The organism is Kosakonia sp. MUSA4, from assembly GCF_013085925.1.
In the GTDB taxonomy this organism is placed as follows: domain Bacteria; phylum Pseudomonadota; class Gammaproteobacteria; order Enterobacterales; family Enterobacteriaceae; genus Kosakonia; species Kosakonia sacchari_B.
The window spans coordinates 4,619,396-4,634,942 of sequence record NZ_CP025697.1; the positions used below are offsets into that span (position 1 = coordinate 4,619,396).

Consider the following 15,547-nt stretch of genomic DNA (forward strand, 5'->3'; position numbering starts at 1 on the left):
ACACTGTCAATCCGGTGTGTGGCGGGGAAATGTCAGCAACGGTAGTTATAGCTATGTAGGTACCTTTGATTCGCAGTACAACGGATACAATTCAGGAACAACAACGATGACTGTTTATGCCCAGGGCGGTAACTCTATTGTTTCACGCTCAGTAAAAGATGGGGCGTGCGTAAATACATGGAATTTATCAGGAATCGTTAATGGGGTAACAGTGTCTTACGGTAATGATAACAACCCTGAATGGTCAAAATCTGGCTCAATCACTTTTGAAGTTCCTGCGAATACGGCTTACACAATATTATCTACCCCTCTGCCATCAGAGGGGTGCTCTCCAGGCCGTTTTGGTGTTAATCAGTATCAGTAAAGGCCCATTGCCTGTTTTCAGGGCAGGCTGCAGGCAATCACAATGTGCAAAAATGCGTCTCGAAATACGTATCCCAGGGCACAAACATGTACGACTGCCCCGTCATATAGGCATTGTCCGTTGCACCGGCCGGGCAGTTACATCCACCTGTAACGGGGTTTGCCTGACAAAGCACCTGGATATCCGGCACAAGTGAGCCGTCTGACGAGTACCTGCGGAGAACATACTGACCGCCTCGGGGGGCCGGGGTTTTCCACACACCGGATTGACAGGAAAGTATGGCACCAGATGCATCACGGCTTACGAGCCCGTTTGGTGAGCAAGCAGCGCCCGCCGTGTTAACGCCATCGAGCTGCAGAACTTCCCCCGTGGACAGGCGTCCGTCTGCACGCACGCTACCTCCACGTACCTGACCGCCGGTGTAAATATTTTTGTTATTGACGGCCCGGACCCAGTCATTATCTGACATGTAAAAACCACCACCGTGGGTCTCATCGAGCCAGCCTTTACCGTCCCGCGTAATGAACCAGCCATTATTAGAACGGATATCGTTATTGGCTGTAATGGCATTACCGGCAGTGACATTTGAACCAGCAGTCAAGTTCTGCCCCGTCACCGTACCGTTTGCGGTGATATTTCCACTGGCCGTTACGTTGCCGCTAAAAGCGCCCGTTACGGCATTAACTGTACCGGTATTGTTCAGGTTATTGCCGCCCATATCGATACTGGTATGCATGGTATTGAGATCGGGCTTGCCGGTGACCGAAAATCGGTAAAGCCGGTCACTTTCACCGCGTGAGACGCCCAGTTCGTCAGCGGTCAGCAGAGTGGCGATATGCCCCTGTGTGCTGCTGACACCAAACTGTGCGAGAGGAACGGTCCAGCTTCCCATTGCTCCGGTCGCAATACCCGATGTCCAGACATAACCACCCATGCCGGTGGATATATCCATTGATATCTGGCGCAGCGCAAGAAACGGAAGTGCAGAGCCATCATGCGTGTAGACCATCGCCTGCAGCTGGTCGGTGTTGGTGGCATTGCGTATAACCGCAGCGGAATAAGCCTGGCCGTCAATGGTGGTCTCACTGAAGCCCTGTTCCAGAAAACCGGTATTTTTCAGCATAGCGGGTGTCACAATGACCGGCGCGGTGGTGGTGGCGCTGGTGAGCAGCGTATCGTAATAACGCCCGGTATAACTTTTTACGGCCTGCGTGAAGCGGGACACCTGCGCTGAGGTGTTCATCCAGGTCCGTTTCTGCATCCAGTCGCTGATGAGCGAATATCCCCATACGCTGACCAGCAGCAGAATCAGTAAAGCCGCACCCGTACTGAGAATAGCCCAGCCACGATCGGTTGTTTTTATTGAGTTCACTGGCATCACCATGTAATAAGCGGCTGATAAAGTTCAGGCAGTGTCACTGACATCGCACCGGCACACAGCCAGGGGCCCATCGGCCCGCCCTCGCTTATGCGACGGACGGATAACTGCCACAGGACAAAAAACATCACACCGGTCAGCAGGGCATAAAGCCCAACGGTTCCACCGAGCCATGCGGCAATGGCACCGGCCAGCCACACATCGCCCAGCCCCAGACACTCGCGACCATGAATCTTCGTTGAGGCATAACGCCAGCCGCCGAAGATCAACATCGCGATGACCGCAGAAAGGAGATGTTGGGTAAACCCCGGGTGCAGAAGTGCGGCCGCCAGCCCCGCCGTCAGGCAGCTCACCGTCATTTCGCGGGGCAGCAGTCCCGTCAGCGCATCGGTAAGCGTCATTCTGAAAAGAAACAGGCTGAGGAAAAATGACAGCAGGCGCGTCATCGCCGGTGCAGGTGCCAGCAGCATGACGCTGACAGCAGCGGCGTACAGCCAGACTATCCCGGGAGGCACAGGGGCACTGCGCCCGTTCCAGTGACCTGATGTCACCAGGTCAATACGGACGAGGCTCGCCATAAAATTAAACAAACCGAGGCTCAGTGGAAAAATGATGCCAAGCGTTGGCCACGGCATACTCAGCGTCAGCAGTGTCACAGTCTGATCCCCCGTTCTTTCAGTAAAAGGCGCCGGTAAATGGCATAAATCCGGTTGGCGTAAGATTCGCGCGTTTCGTGGCGATCCTGACGAAAACCAGCGTTGTAAGAACCCAGACAGTTCCAGCTGATGCCGCATACCTGAAAATGTTTCGCCAGAATCCATGTACCAATCTGCACATTGAGACAGGGACGGGTCAGCAGATCCTGTGAACTACGGATAACCCTCTGCGCTATCAGCGCCGGGATGTGTGAGGAGTTGACCTGCATCAACCCGTAATCAGTGCTGAGCGCACGCCCGGTCTTTTTATCGCGGTTAACATTCGTAATCCCCGGACGCAGACTGCTTTCGCCGGTGGCAATGGCCTGAATCAGCAGCGGATCGATGTGGTACTTTGTCCCTGCTGCGTCGAAGCAGAATGCCCCCGCGCGGGGGCTGAGCAGGATAAACAGCAGGAGAGCAGTCAGGCGCAGCATGTCATCAGCCGTTGTGCGTGAAGACCAGGGTGTTGTTACCGGTCATGCCTGTGTCAGCGGTACAGGCTTTGCCGGCATCTTCGGCGCTGACCAGGCCGTCACTGTAGTCGGTGCTGTTAAGGCTGATGGCACTGAACGCGCCACCGGAGCCGAGCTGGGTGGCAATGGAGATACAGTCGGCCTGCGGCACTTTCTGTGTGGTGACGGAGAAACCATTATTGAATCCGTTTGATGCCACCGGTGCCATGACAACCTGGCCGCCATAGCTGTTCCACATCGTCGCCGTGCCGGAACTGGCCGTCCCCTGAATCGTCCAGCCGGCCTTCGGCGCGCCCCCCTGCTGGATAAGCGTGCCGGTCATGGTGGTGCCACTGGTAAAGTTATACCCACCCTGGGTCTGCTTGAGCTGCTGGGCATTGGTCACAACTGTCTGGATATTTGAGGTTTCCACCGCAACAGATTTTTTGCCGGAGAGACTCCAGACAAGCGCCCCGACAATGCAGATGACGATAACCGTAAACAGGGCAATGCTGCCGTGCTCAAGGATGCCCCAGCCCCGGTCTGGCTGGCGCTGGTAATAATGTGATGTCTGAGATGACATAGTCGTTCCTTAATGTATGTTGAAGGTGTTCATGTCCTGAATCTGCATCACCATCAGCAGGATGAGTAAGAAGAAACTCATAATCAGAACGAGAGAAAAGAGTTTGGTAACGTTTGCCCGCCGGGCCACACGCGTCAGCGCCTGTTCGAGCCAGCGGTCGGCATAGTTCGTGATGAGTGACGCAGCACTGTTGCCTTTATCCAGCAGAGAGAGGTAGTTCACCGCCTCGCGACTTGGGAAGTCGTAACCGCTCTGGCGCAGCGCCATGCCCAGAGAGTTACCGTCGGTCATACACTCCATTGCCCCTTCGATACGCTCCTGCAGCCAGGGCGGAGCGAACTCGTTCAGGATCTGCAGCGCCTTGAGCTCCTGCACGCCGGCACCCAGCAGGGCCCCGATATTCATCAGGAACACCGCCCCCTGCAGATCTTTATAAACCGACCAGGGCAGCAGATAGTCGGCCAGACGACGCAGTTTTCCCCGCCAGCGCGGTAGCGACCAGAACGCCAGAATGACTCCCCCAACAGCGGCACCCGCTGTGGTCATTCCCCACTTATCCGTCCACTGTGCCACGCCGTTCATCAGCCCGAGTGCACCGGTCCAGCGTGCCGGGTCAGACATTTTGCTTAAGGTGGGCACCAGTGCCAGGTTGTTGGCCAGCAGCAGCCCCGCGCTCAGCAGGGCCAGCGCTGACGGAAAGACCGAGGCAAAAACCACCTGACCGAGGATGCGCCGGCGGGCGACAATCAGCTTGTCAGCCTGCATCAGCGCGCCGGGAATATTGCCGGTTTCCATCCCCGCGCTGATAAGCGCTGCCTCTTCATAAGGTGCCCAGGCAGCAAGCACATCCTGCAGGGAGCGCCCCTCACGGTTGTCCTTAACCCCTTCCAGGCAGTCCTGTACCAGCTCATGATAGGGGTGCCATCGCTGACCAAAGTCGGTATGCACCTCGCCTATCATGGTCAGAGCCTCTTTCAGCGGTTTGCGGTTTTCCAGCAGGAAGCGCAGGGTTTCGTAAAACGGCTGGCGATACTGACCCGTAAACGTTGCCCTGACCAGGCGATACCGCAGCATTTCCGCCAGCGACATGTCACGCTCAGGCGAAAAACGGGTCTTAACCGACATAGGGCACCTCACACTGCATGATGTCGTCCTCGTCCAGCGGACAGATAAGATCGCCTTCCACCGGATCAACGCGCCCCTCCCCGAGATAACGCAGCAGATGCATACGGCGGGTGATACCCCCCTGGTTTACCCAGTACTGACGGGCAACGGCCGGGCCGTGAGACAACCAGAGCTGCATCAGTCGGGCATCCGTCCGGACCACCTCGGCAATGGCCGTGCGACCGGTTACGCCGCGGCTGACGATGCGACCTGTCAGCGGCACCGTTTTCTGGCAGTGAGGACAGCCCTCGTGATTACGGAAGAAAAGTTTGCTTGTGTCGCACACCCCCTCCACGGTGCAGTATTTTTCCAGGCGCGCGCGGGTTTCGCCGTCAAGCTCAGGCGCTTTCACCTGCCAGGGAATACGGCATTTTTCACACAGCAGCGGCACCAGACGCTGGCCTATCAGGCCAGTAATGAGTGCGGCATCCGCCAGAAGGTGGCGGTCAATGCCGAAGTGCTCCATTCGGCGCAGGGAACCGATGGGGCTCTGGGTATGAAGGGTCGAGAACAGCGCATGGCCGGTTTCACTGGCGTAAATGGCGGCGATCAGGGAATACAGGTCACGCATTTCGCCGTTCAGGATGGCATCCGGATCGAGACGCAGCGCGGAGGCGTTGGCGTTACTCCAGGCGCGGCTGATGGCCTCCGGCGAGTTGTCAGCTGGCATGACGGGGGTCTGGATGGCGCCGGGGATACGTCCCTCCGGCGGGTTTTCCAGCGTCAGCAGGCGCTTTTTTCCCCCGGTCAGTTTCAGCCATATATCGCTGAACACACGCAGCGTGGCGCTTTTGCCGGAACCGGTCGGCCCGGTCAGCAACACCATGCCTTCCGGCAGGCGCAGGATCTGCATAATGAGCTTTATCTGCTCCGGCAGAAAACCCAGCTGCGGCAGCCCGGGAATGTTATCGCCGTCATCAGGAATGAGTCGCATGACCACAATAAGCCCGTCGGGCGTGGGGCGGTGTTCATAGCGGGCGCCATACAGACCGGCACGGCGGGCAAACTTCGCATCAATGCGCCCTGACTGCTCGCGGCCAGCAAAAAATGACTGCTCGCGTACGTCGCACATGGAAAGATAGGAGGTGGAGGCCAGCGTCATTCCCTCCACATCTTTCACTTCATCAACCACTTCCAGTTCGCCGTGAATGCGCAGCTGGACGATACTGAGCTTACGGTCGGCGCTGATTTCAATATGGATATCAGACGCACTGAACTCGTTCCCCAGTCTCATATAGCTGATGACTTTATCCTGCGACACGCTGATATCACGGCTGTTAAGGTCAGCCTCATTGACGCTCTGAGACAGGGCCAGCCCCTGACGTTCTGCCACTTCGCGCCGGCGGTTCAGCTCGCTCAGCGCCACAAACTCGGTTTTTGCCGTCGGATACTCGCGGGTGACATCCATTACCCAGCGCTGTATGGCCGGTTCTTTTCGCCGGTTACCGTCGATAAGCAGCGTCACGCCGCCAGACGGATGCTGTTCGGCAAACACAAAATCCATAATATCTTTATCGGGCGTCATCGTGGCCTCAGAAGGAGAGTTCAGAATCGTCACTGAGGCGCACGAGCGTGGACGTGACCTCCGTGACCCGTTTTGACGTGCCGGGGATCTGGTCGCCTTTTACCACCTCGGTTACACCACCGTCCGGCAGCACAATGCGGGCGCGCAGCTGTGTGCCGCGACCGTAAATCTCCTGCAGGCGCACACTGCCGGTGCGCTTCTCCGTGACAGATGTCGCGGCCGGTTGTGACTGGGCCGGTTGTGTCATGAGCGGTGCTGAGGGTTGCAGGGATGTCGCCAGATAATTACGGTCGGTACTCTGCCCGGACTGGCTTTCACGCAGCTGCTGTTCCAGACGGGCTGTCTGGACTTTCTGCTCCAGAATCAGGTTCCTGGCCTGAGCGGCTTCCAGCTCACCGAGGGTAACGTTTGGTGGCAGTACATCACCGGTGGTGGCTGACAGCGCGGGCCCGCTGAGCAGAACGGACAGCAGCAGCCCCGTCCGGGCGGGATTAATTCTGCGCATAAATGCTCCCCTTCATGGTGTATCCGAACTGCCCCTGCGGGCTCATGGTGATGGACACGCTGGTCAGGCGAAGCCCCGTGGCATCAAAATCCTGCAACAGGCGCTCAGGCTGCAGACGCGAGCTGACGGAGAAGGTAAATTCCCGCCAGTCCTGTACGGGCGCGATTTTCTCCTGGCCGGGTGCGACGGCAGGTGGCTTCACCTCGGTGAATTTCACGTCCAGGTTGCGGCGCTGCAGGTGTGAGATCAAGCGCATCAGCTGCGCATCGGCACCGGGCAGGGCTTCATCGGTGTACTCACTGACGTTGTATTTACGGAAGGGGATGAAAACATCCCCGTTTTTACCGCCTTCCTGCAGGTTGAAAACCGCCGCATGCCCCAGCAGTTCGCGGGCGCGGCGGGAGAAGTCTTCAACGGTTGAGCCGGGTGTGGCGACAAATCGCAGCCGCAGTCCTTCCGGCACACACTCACCATCGGTGAAACGCCAGCCGGCCACCGAAGCAAAGACCGGCTCCCGCGTCAGCCAGCAGTTGCTGAGCAGCACTGACACCGGCGGCTGTGAGGCCCACGGGTGCGGTGCACGGGCCGGGGCAACCGGTTTTTCCGGTGTCATCGCCATGCGGGCACGAAACGCCGCAGCGGCAGCCGCCTGTTCAGCCTTCTGCTGTACGGCGTCATACCAGTAAGCGCCGGAGGCGACGGTGACGGTCACTATGACGGCCGGCAGCATGAGTGACAGCAGTGTCCGGCGTTTTTGCAGTCGACAGCGCTTCAGCTGCGCAGCACTCAGCCGGTCCGTCAGTGACGTGGCATCGAGCCCGTCCTCTGCCGTGGCCGCACAGCGCAGGCCCGGCGCATCCGCATCGTTAAAGCGCAGAAAGTTCTGTGCTGCAGACTCAATGAATGCCCGTGAGCCGGTCACATCACCCATCACGGAAAGCTGACCACCACTGGCGGCAAAGAACACCCACAGGTCTTCATCCCGGCTCAGACGGTAAATGCCCCAGGCATTACCGCCCTCGGACAGCTGAAAGGCCACGGCCAGGGCATAAAGGCGGTAGCGCACGCGTCCCGGGGAGACTACACCCGCCATTGATGAGTTTCCTCTGCCGGCCGTCACGCAGTGGGTGTCCGACGAGGCCCTGTTCCGCAGACGGACCATGAATGCGCTCCGCTGCGGCACCCAGTGAAGACCGGCCATCCAGTCCCGCCGGTGGTGGGTGATACGAATACCGGTGCGGCGCGCTGTTTTTTTCTGTGATGACATAGTTACCTCAGCAGAACAGGGGTGATCATGATGACGAGCGTGGTACGGCCGCGCGTGCCTGTCTGACCGCCGCCCAGAATAAAGTTGCCCGGCGTGAACGTCCCCTGCTTATCCGCCGAGACGTTCTGCTGTTCAGAACCGGTCAGCACCAGCGTCTGGCCGGAACGCAGGTTGACCTTACGGGCGAGCCCTTCGGTAGAGGTGTCTGCTGTATCATTGCGGGTATTACCGTCCCGGCTGATAAAGCTTTTGATATCCGGCGGGCTGGTATAACTGAAGGCAAACTGCAGCTGCACATCACCGTTTTCCTGAATGAAGGGCAACATTGTCATGAACAGACCGGTGGTGACGTTGGTCGTGGTCATCGTTGACGTCACCCCCACGTTGGCGGTGGCCGTCGAACTGGAGCTGGTCAGCATCCCGGTGGATTTGGAGAGCTGATAGGCCACCGGCGTCAGGTTGGCGGTCGGGTCGGTCTGATTCAGCGCCATGCTGACGTTACCCTGCTCAGACAGGGCATGAATCAGCAGGCTGGAGCCGGAGAACTTCGCGGCATTGCCGCTGGCCGTATCAAGAATGGAGATACCGGCGCTGGCGGCGGATGAGGAGGCGTTCGCCATTGATCCGGTCAGGTTGGCACCCACGTTCTGCAGCGATTTATAGACCAGCCCCCAGTCCAGCCCCATCTGCTCGTTACGCGTCTGGTTGACGCTGACAATCTGGATATTAAGCTGGACCTGTCGGCTCAGAACCTTGTTCTGATACTCGATATAGCGTCCGATGCGGTTCAGCACGTCAGGCGTATCCGTGACGCTCAGCGTCCCCGTGGCCGCCGACAGCCAGAACCGGCCGGATTTTGGCGTCACCATCTGCTCAACCGTTTTTTTGATGTCATCGTACAGGTCGCTGTTCATGCCATAGTCGGTCTTCTGGTTCGAGCTGATGTCGCCGGTTGTCCCCCCGGACATACCGCCACCGCTGCCGAGCTGATTACCGGAGCCGGAATTGATGGAGGCACTGCTGTTCACCTTCGTATTGAGGATAACGAGCTGGAAGGTACGCGTATCCTGCTGATAGAAATACACGCCGCTGCTGTCGCTGCGCCATGACAGTCCCAGACCACTCGCCGCCATATCCAGCAGTCCGCGGATATCGCCCTGATATTTCAGGCCACGGATAAGCGAGGGGGCCTGCTGAGCAGTGACCGCCTGCGAAGACGTGGTGCCCATCTGGGCGAGAGGTACCCGGCCGTTATCATCCGGTGCGGGCAGATTACCGCTCATCTGTGAGGTCACGACCGATCCGGTGGAAGCACTGGTCAGTGCGGCAAAGGCATCCGGCGTGATGGAGACACGCACGCCGCAGAGCGCAGTGATACGCTGCCCCAGCTCAGGCAGCGAAATACCCTCCGGACGGTTAATGGTTATCTGGCAGGCGGGCAGGTTCTTCTCATCCGGCGTGGAGATGACCGGCGTGACAGGCTGCAGGTTCACCCAGGGTTTATCGGACCAGACAACGGTGGGCTGTGTCAGGGTCTGGCGGCTCTGCAGTACCCGCTGAGCGGTATCGGCCTGACCCGTGGCCTCCTTGTCCATTTTGCTGATTTCATTCAGCGAACATGATGACAGCGCTAACGCGGCGGCCAGCGCTGTCAGGCAGAAAGGTAAACGCGGCATCCGCAGCTCCCTGATGAGGTTAGTTGAGGTAAACAATGCTGCCCTCCGTCACGCCGGACGGCAGGGGCAGGTTCATATCAGTGCCATCCGCCATCCGCAGCCGCCCGCCGCTTACAGTCAGCGCCAGCGCCGAGGTCACGGACTGCGTAAGCAGTGCCGCAAACACGCCGTCGGTGGCGGGCACCCAGACCCAGAGGCGTCCCCCCTGTATCACGGTCTGAATACGGCTGTCAGGCACAGGGATGATGCCGGCCTGTGCAGGTGACACCGTGCCGTCAGCCACCGTCCGGCCGTGGCGCCAGTTGTTCACCGCATCTGCGGTGCGCAGCATGTCGGTGGCAAGCTGGTCAGGCAGAGTCTGCTGCAGCGCCAGCCGGACGTGTTCAGCGGAGTGACGCTGCGCATCACCGGCCATCAGCGCAATGACCAGACAGAAAACAAATATGGGCAGCGCATAGCCCATATCAGTGCCCTCCGCCCGCGGGGGTATCGCTCACCGAAATCAGGCACTGAATGCGGTTGGCTTCGGCAAACAGCGGTTTTTCCGCTTTTCGGTAGAGGTCAAAGACCTGTACCAGGACGGATTCAAAGTTGCCGTGAAACACCAGAGGCGCATCAATGCGGTAATCCAGTGATACCGGCCAGATGACCACCCAGTTCCCGCCATTGCTGCACGTAGCCTTTGATGCCCAACCGGTCAGGGTCTCTTTCAGCGTGGAACCCGGCTCGGCACGCCACGTCTGGCCGACCGGGAGGGGGGTGACCGGCGTACTCGGTATATATGAAGTGGCTGTCTGACTGGAGACAGGTGGGGCCGGCGGCAGTGAAGTGACGGGACGGACGGGCACAGTCTGGCGGGCAGCATTCACTGTAGTCGGCTGTACAGTAACGGGATGAACCGCAGTCACAGGGGGTTTCTGAGATGAGGCTGCTTTCGGTGCAGCTGCAGGTGGTAGCACCGGCGGGCTTCCGACTGGCGGCAGCGCAGCAGATTTCTGAGCTGCCGGTGCCTGCGCCGCTGTCAGTACTGGTGACGGGACGGCCAGACTCTGCGGCTTAAGTACAGGTTTTTGCCCGGAGCCCTGGGTGCTGTTGATGCGCGTATCACCGGTAAAGGGATTACGCGGCACGGCATTGACTGTGCTGGCTGCCCCTGCAGTCTGAGCTGGCTGTATGACAGGCGGGAGGCTAACTGATGCATGCTGTCGCGCAAGTGTGACCGGAACCGCTAACGGTGCAGAGAAGCTGCGATACTGGTCCCGCAGTTCAAAGCAGATTTCGCGGTTAACTTCATCCACCTTCAGTCGCCAGGCGGGTCCGGCCACAATCTGCAGGGCTTCACTTAGCCGGACCGGACCGATATCCCGCTGAACGGCCGGCAGTGGACGGCTGAGAAGTTCTGAAAATGCGGATGTTGTGGCTGAGCACAGTGAATAACCTGACTCCAGCAGCAGATAGCGAAAGCCTTCACCGACCGTGTTGACCAGCTGCGCCGGCATGCTGATATCGACAATCTGATTGAGCGGATCGCGCTGCGCATCGTCCGGGCGCGTGCTGACCAGCGTATAGCGATCGTACCTCACCACGTCGGGAGCACGGTTGCGGTAAATATCATCGAAGCGGGCGGGCTGCTGATAGCGGCCGGTTGCAAAGGGCGCGGGATCAGAAACCGCGCTGCTGCAGCCAGCTTGGATAACTGAACAGGCGAGGAGGGCGGCGCCCGTTGTCACACGTCTGGAAGGTACTGCCATCAGGATTCACCCCAGGATTAGTCTTAGTCAGGAGTGCTATTCTGGCGGTGAAGAAAAAACGGACAACGTGAAACTCTGACTGCCAAATAAAGAAAAAAGCCGGGACTCTGGGCCCGTCAGGCTGTCAGATCAGGTTTACGGACTGCCGGAGGCTCGGCAAAACCGATGAGAATTTAAAATCCCCATAAAAAAAGCGCCCTCAGGCGCTTTGTGGTCAGAAATGCTGACAGATCATTCCGGGTAAAATTCCTGCGACAAAATGTGTCCCATATCCCAGATGCAATCTTCAGGAAAAACATCGAGCTGTGTTTCCTGCGCGGCAGAAGACACCGCATCGGCCCAGACTGCCGCAATCCAGTCAGTATCAGAAAGCGCAGTTTTAAGACTGGGTGTTTCTTTTATATGAAGTGCCAGCACTTTTCTTTGTTCCTTAATGGTTCGCTGCCAGCTGCAGCCACGACGCCCCGGCTGGAACTTCCATTTGAGAAGATGCGCCAGCAGAACGGCTATGCGACAGGCAAATTCGCGCTTTTCGCTTTTACCCACGTCCTCGATCTCCTCGGCGATATTAGCTATATCAATCTCAGAGAACCGACCGGCACGGAGTAAAGCCGCCTGCTCCTGAGCCCAGGCAACAATGTCAGCTTCATATCGTGTGTTCATGGTTGATCTCCAGTGACATTCCTGATTAATACGTTGTGCCAGAAGAAAGATAAGAAAAACGCCGGAAAACCGGCGTTTAATGTGATTTCAGCTCCGGGTGTTCAACAGATGACTACCAGCATGAAACCATCATATTTTGTAGAATAACGTGTTAGTCGCAATCGGTGACGGCACAAAGCCAAAGTATTCGTAGAACGCTTTAGCCTGCTCATCAATTGCATGTACCATGATAGCCTTGATGCCGACCTGATCCGCCAGATTCGAAACGCGTACCACGGCATCATTCAGCAACCATTTCCCGAAGTTATTGCCCTGAGTAGATACATCGACTGCAAGGCGGCCCAGCAAAACAACCGGTACGGGATCGGGCATATTCTGTCGCAGGCTACGGCTCAAATCGACATGACTCACTGAGCCCGTCGCAATGGAATAATACCCCACCACACGCGCAGTACCTTCAGGACAGATGACGAATGTACGGGAAGCATTGAGATGCTGATTCTTCATCGCACGCCGGCGAAGCCAGTCATCAAGTACCTCATTCCCGCAATCGAACGAGTGAAGGACATGCTCTTCTGTCAGTAAAGCAGGCGCAGTGACATTTATTTCCATTCAGGTTTTACATCCATCAGCCGCTGACGACCTTCAACATTCTGCACAGGGGCTTCGAGCTGCCTGATGAATTCCTGGTAACGGGCATCATCAAGAACGAACACGCGCTGGTCCAGAATAATGTTCTGGGCCTCATGCACAGCCCTTTCAATGATGAAATCAGTACGGTTTTTGTTAACCAGACTCGCAGCATAATCAATCACTGCGCGTTCTTCATCCGTTGCACGGATATTGATTTGCTTATCTCGAACGGACTTACGGACAGTAGTTTGCATAATTACTCCTGTTGGTAACAAATTGCTATACACGCATGATAGCCTGAATGGTAGCAAATTGCTATACATAGTTTTCAGCTTAAGCTGAAAAAGAAAGCGCCAGACTGAACTGGCGCATGAGAGGGTATAATTATATGAATCCGTTAAGAAATTGCGTAAATGGCTTTCCGGCAAATGCCATACCCGTGCCGTTGGGTAGGGCACGTGCGCCCAGAACGGGTTAGCCGTTGCCCCCCCACCGAACCGTACGTGCACATTTCTGTGCATACGGCTCTCCATTGAATCAAACAAAGGTTCTTTGGTCTGGCAGTGTTCCTCGGTGAAGATTGACGTGACAAATCCGGCAGATCACTAATGTTTTCCTGTTACGGGCAATCATCAGTTTCTTCCAGTTATCTGTACCTGACTTAATATCCTTAAGTTTCCTCACATGGTGGACTTCAAAAGGACCGGTTCTGGTACCGCAATATTCACATTGGCGTGCAGCCATCCTGTCCAGCAATTCAGTTCTGCCAGAATATTTATGCGTATTCGGCAATATATCTGGTGAACTATGTTTTGGCGCACTTCTGTTTTTGAGTCTAAATACCTCCAACTCATATACCTTTCCATTACGATTTTCCCGATAAACATACCTGCCATCCGCTTGCCTTAATCGCTGTGCGATTTTGGTGCGTGACGTCCGATGTTTACCTGCCAGCGTCTTATAAAGACTATTTTCCCATATCCAATGCAACTTATTGAGATAGAGAACGGGGGCAAGATTGTAGTAATTCGCGTAACCGCGCATTTCGGCATTGTACTGACCAATGATTTCATAGTCAGACATGTGCATCATTGCTGGCCGACCAGTGCTATTACCATATCCACCATCGTAATTCCCATAGCCACGTAGAGAGCAGAATTTCAGGATTCTTTCCCTCGGTACGCCCAGATGGATATGTTCCGTTATCGTACGTTTTACCGCATGAGTTTTACTTCCATCTGTATTAAGCCCTACAACACATTTGACCTGTTTGCTTTCACGGCGTGTTTTAATTTCATAACCGAGAAAAGTGAATCCTTTCTTAGGGTCAATAATGCCGGATTTCTCCTTTGATATCTCCAGGTGAAGTTCAGTTTCAACAAAATCGACAACTTCCTTCATTATCTTTTTTGCCTCACTTTTACTTCCTATCACACCAATCAGAAAATCATCAGCATATCGAACATACCGCATTCTTTTGAATTCAGTATCATCCATAATAACACTGGATAGCGTGCGCAATTGTTTCTCCAGTTCATCCGCTTCATATTTCCATTTTTGGATTTTCTGCTCATCAGCAGGCATTCCTGAAGCGCCGAAACCTTGCCTGATCCATTTAATACGATTTGCCCGGTTCTGTAGTGCTCTTTTGTATATGGGATTGGGTTTCCTCCGTCCCCCTTTGCCGAACTCGCTGATTCTATTTTTCATAAACTCATCAAGTTCATGGAGAAATACATTGGCAAGAATAGGGGAAATAATACCACCTTGCGGTGTCCCACTGTGGGTGCCAAAGTAACGCCAGTTGTCCAGATAGCCAGCTTTCAGGAACTTCTTGAGAAACGCCAGAAATTTGTTATCAGCGATCCGCTTACTCAGGAACTTCAGCAGCAGGTCGTGGTCAATGTTGTCGAAGTAACCTTTGATATCAACATCACATACCCATTTTGTTCCTTTCCAACCGTTTCTGATTTCTTTTAATGCAGAGTGACAGGAACGTTTAGGCCTGAATCCATAGCTCCAGTCGCTAAACACTGGTTCATAGATTTCTTCCAGTAACATCCTCATTACTTCCTGTATTAATTTATCGTCTCCAGTTGGAATACCTAATGGACGTTTCTTTCCATTCGGTTTTCTAGCATCTTTAGGTATGTGTGTGCGCCTGCAAGGTTTGGGTTTATACGAGTCTGAGTTTATAAGCTGAATGAGATTAATAATCCTGTCCACGCTCATCTCATCCATCGTATTATTATTTATTCCTCTCGTCATGGCTCCCTGATTAGAATAAATATTGGCATAGGCCTGCGCCCAAAGATCTTTATTGCTACACATGATTTTGTGCAGCTTCTTGATCTTATGGCCTTGTGTACTGGCTTTGTTTATACCACTTAGAGCATTGAGTGTTCTTTGTGATAGCACTGACTATCGAACCTCGCTTCTATTAGTATAGATCCAACTGACTCCCTTCCCCCTTACGAATATAACTTCACCGATAATTACTTATCGACTTATATATTTTTTCAGATTGGTTAGCCAATTGCGACTCCATTACAGAGCTACGTTGGGTACTACGGAGTCTCCGTTACCGTATTGGTTAATGACTTAACCAACTTAGGTAATCCCGTATTTCTTTGTAGTCAAGGTGCATCCCACTTAGGTTCCACTTACGTTCAATTACCACTCTCACCGAGCAGGTGCCAATATTGTTGGATATAGTAGCCTTCTACACATAATTACTATAAATATTGGTATGACTCCTGAATAACCGTGAGCCATAGATATCCCGAAACCCACTATGAACTATGATTCAACCAATCAGGCTTAACCATATGGGACTTGCAATGGCTGGCGCAAAGTAGGTTATTTCCCCGCAACCAGCCTTTTCCTGA

15 protein-coding genes and 1 pseudogene are annotated in these 15,547 nt (G+C 55.1%); 1 reads left to right on the forward strand and 15 read right to left on the reverse strand.

Annotated features, from left to right (window positions below):
- Window positions 1–364: pseudogene (locus tag C0557_RS21860) on the forward strand (Shufflon protein B); the annotation flags it as partial.
- A 37-nt stretch (window positions 365–401) separates the two neighbouring features.
- Here C0557_RS21860 and pilV read toward each other — a convergent pair.
- The 15 genes from pilV to C0557_RS21935 all read right to left on the reverse strand — a co-directional run bounded on the left by pilV (window position 402) and on the right by C0557_RS21935 (window position 15,077).
- On the reverse strand, window positions 402–1,736 hold the full coding sequence (gene pilV / locus C0557_RS21865) for a shufflon system plasmid conjugative transfer pilus tip adhesin PilV (protein WP_371813217.1): 1,335 nt from the start codon (window positions 1,734–1,736) through the stop codon (window positions 402–404).
- Between the two features lie 5 nt (window positions 1,737–1,741).
- Window positions 1,742–2,398, reverse strand: coding sequence for a prepilin peptidase (locus tag C0557_RS21870; protein ID WP_208661026.1), 657 nt, complete (start codon window positions 2,396–2,398; stop codon window positions 1,742–1,744).
- Window positions 2,395–2,874, reverse strand: a complete 480-nt coding sequence (locus tag C0557_RS21875) for a lytic transglycosylase domain-containing protein (protein ID WP_208661028.1) — start codon at window positions 2,872–2,874, stop codon at window positions 2,395–2,397. Before C0557_RS21875 ends, C0557_RS21870 begins: the two co-directional genes overlap by 4 nt.
- Before the next feature lie 4 nt (window positions 2,875–2,878).
- Window positions 2,879–3,475, reverse strand: coding sequence for a type 4 pilus major pilin (locus C0557_RS21880; RefSeq protein WP_059012631.1), 597 nt, complete (start codon window positions 3,473–3,475; stop codon window positions 2,879–2,881).
- Between the two features lie 9 nt (window positions 3,476–3,484).
- Window positions 3,485–4,600 carry a type II secretion system F family protein gene (locus C0557_RS21885; RefSeq protein ID WP_208661030.1) on the reverse strand — a complete coding sequence of 372 codons (1,116 nt, stop codon included), beginning with the start codon at window positions 4,598–4,600 and terminating at the stop codon, window positions 3,485–3,487.
- Window positions 4,590–6,164, reverse strand: coding sequence for a GspE/PulE family protein (locus C0557_RS21890; protein WP_208661032.1), 1,575 nt, complete (start codon window positions 6,162–6,164; stop codon window positions 4,590–4,592). Before C0557_RS21890 ends, C0557_RS21885 begins: the two co-directional genes overlap by 11 nt.
- A gap of 7 nt (window positions 6,165–6,171) precedes the next feature.
- On the reverse strand, window positions 6,172–6,669 hold the full coding sequence (gene pilP, locus C0557_RS21895) for a type IV pilus biogenesis protein PilP (protein ID WP_208661034.1): 498 nt from the start codon (window positions 6,667–6,669) through the stop codon (window positions 6,172–6,174).
- Complete coding sequence (gene pilO2 / locus C0557_RS21900; RefSeq protein ID WP_208661036.1) at window positions 6,656–7,936, reverse strand: type 4b pilus protein PilO2; 1,281 nt, start codon at window positions 7,934–7,936, stop codon at window positions 6,656–6,658. Before pilO2 ends, pilP begins: the two co-directional genes overlap by 14 nt.
- Window positions 7,937–7,938: 2 nt before the next feature.
- Window positions 7,939–9,612: a PilN family type IVB pilus formation outer membrane protein gene (locus C0557_RS21905; RefSeq protein WP_208661038.1), complete on the reverse strand. Its 1,674-nt coding sequence runs from the start codon at window positions 9,610–9,612 to the stop codon at window positions 7,939–7,941.
- Between the two features lie 19 nt (window positions 9,613–9,631).
- Window positions 9,632–10,075 (reverse strand): type IV pilus biogenesis protein PilM, encoded by a 444-nt coding sequence (gene pilM, locus C0557_RS21910; RefSeq protein ID WP_208661040.1) that lies wholly within the window; start codon window positions 10,073–10,075, stop codon window positions 9,632–9,634.
- 1 nt (window position 10,076) lies between these two features.
- A complete protein-coding gene (locus tag C0557_RS21915) occupies window positions 10,077–11,363 on the reverse strand; it encodes a TcpQ domain-containing protein (RefSeq protein ID WP_208661042.1) in 1,287 nt (428 codons plus the stop codon).
- A 231-nt stretch (window positions 11,364–11,594) separates the two neighbouring features.
- Complete coding sequence (locus C0557_RS21920; RefSeq protein ID WP_208661044.1) at window positions 11,595–12,026, reverse strand: DUF29 domain-containing protein; 432 nt, start codon at window positions 12,024–12,026, stop codon at window positions 11,595–11,597.
- Between the two features lie 129 nt (window positions 12,027–12,155).
- Complete coding sequence (locus C0557_RS21925) at window positions 12,156–12,638, reverse strand: GNAT family N-acetyltransferase (protein ID WP_208661045.1); 483 nt, start codon at window positions 12,636–12,638, stop codon at window positions 12,156–12,158.
- Entirely contained in the window at window positions 12,629–12,913 is a 285-nt protein-coding gene (locus C0557_RS21930) for a DUF1778 domain-containing protein (protein ID WP_059009374.1), read from the reverse strand. Before C0557_RS21930 ends, C0557_RS21925 begins: the two co-directional genes overlap by 10 nt.
- A 283-nt stretch (window positions 12,914–13,196) precedes the next feature.
- The gene (locus tag C0557_RS21935) at window positions 13,197–15,077 is read right to left on the reverse strand and encodes a reverse transcriptase domain-containing protein (RefSeq protein ID WP_208661047.1); all 1,881 of its coding nucleotides are present in this window, start codon (window positions 15,075–15,077) and stop codon (window positions 13,197–13,199) included.
- Window positions 15,078–15,547: the final 470 nt, after the last annotated feature.

What these genes read in the sequence shown, in the direction of transcription:
- C0557_RS21875 (WP_208661028.1), bottom strand. Translation starts at nt 2,874, where the DNA reads ATGCTGCGCCTGACTGCTCTCCTGCTGTTTATCCTGCTCAGCCCCCGC.
- C0557_RS21880 (WP_059012631.1), bottom strand. Translation starts at nt 3,475, where the DNA reads ATGTCATCTCAGACATCACATTATTACCAGCGCCAGCCAGACCGGGGC.
- C0557_RS21885 (WP_208661030.1), bottom strand. Translation starts at nt 4,600, where the DNA reads ATGTCGGTTAAGACCCGTTTTTCGCCTGAGCGTGACATGTCGCTGGCG.
- C0557_RS21890 (WP_208661032.1), bottom strand. Translation starts at nt 6,164, where the DNA reads ATGACGCCCGATAAAGATATTATGGATTTTGTGTTTGCCGAACAGCAT.
- pilP (WP_208661034.1), bottom strand. Translation starts at nt 6,669, where the DNA reads ATGCGCAGAATTAATCCCGCCCGGACGGGGCTGCTGCTGTCCGTTCTG.
- pilO2 (WP_208661036.1), bottom strand. Translation starts at nt 7,936, where the DNA reads ATGTCATCACAGAAAAAAACAGCGCGCCGCACCGGTATTCGTATCACC.
- C0557_RS21905 (WP_208661038.1), bottom strand. Translation starts at nt 9,612, where the DNA reads ATGCCGCGTTTACCTTTCTGCCTGACAGCGCTGGCCGCCGCGTTAGCG.
- pilM (WP_208661040.1), bottom strand. Translation starts at nt 10,075, where the DNA reads ATGGGCTATGCGCTGCCCATATTTGTTTTCTGTCTGGTCATTGCGCTG.
- C0557_RS21915 (WP_208661042.1), bottom strand. Translation starts at nt 11,363, where the DNA reads ATGGCAGTACCTTCCAGACGTGTGACAACGGGCGCCGCCCTCCTCGCC.
- C0557_RS21920 (WP_208661044.1), bottom strand. Translation starts at nt 12,026, where the DNA reads ATGAACACACGATATGAAGCTGACATTGTTGCCTGGGCTCAGGAGCAG.
- C0557_RS21925 (WP_208661045.1), bottom strand. Translation starts at nt 12,638, where the DNA reads ATGGAAATAAATGTCACTGCGCCTGCTTTACTGACAGAAGAGCATGTC.
- C0557_RS21930 (WP_059009374.1), bottom strand. Translation starts at nt 12,913, where the DNA reads ATGCAAACTACTGTCCGTAAGTCCGTTCGAGATAAGCAAATCAATATC.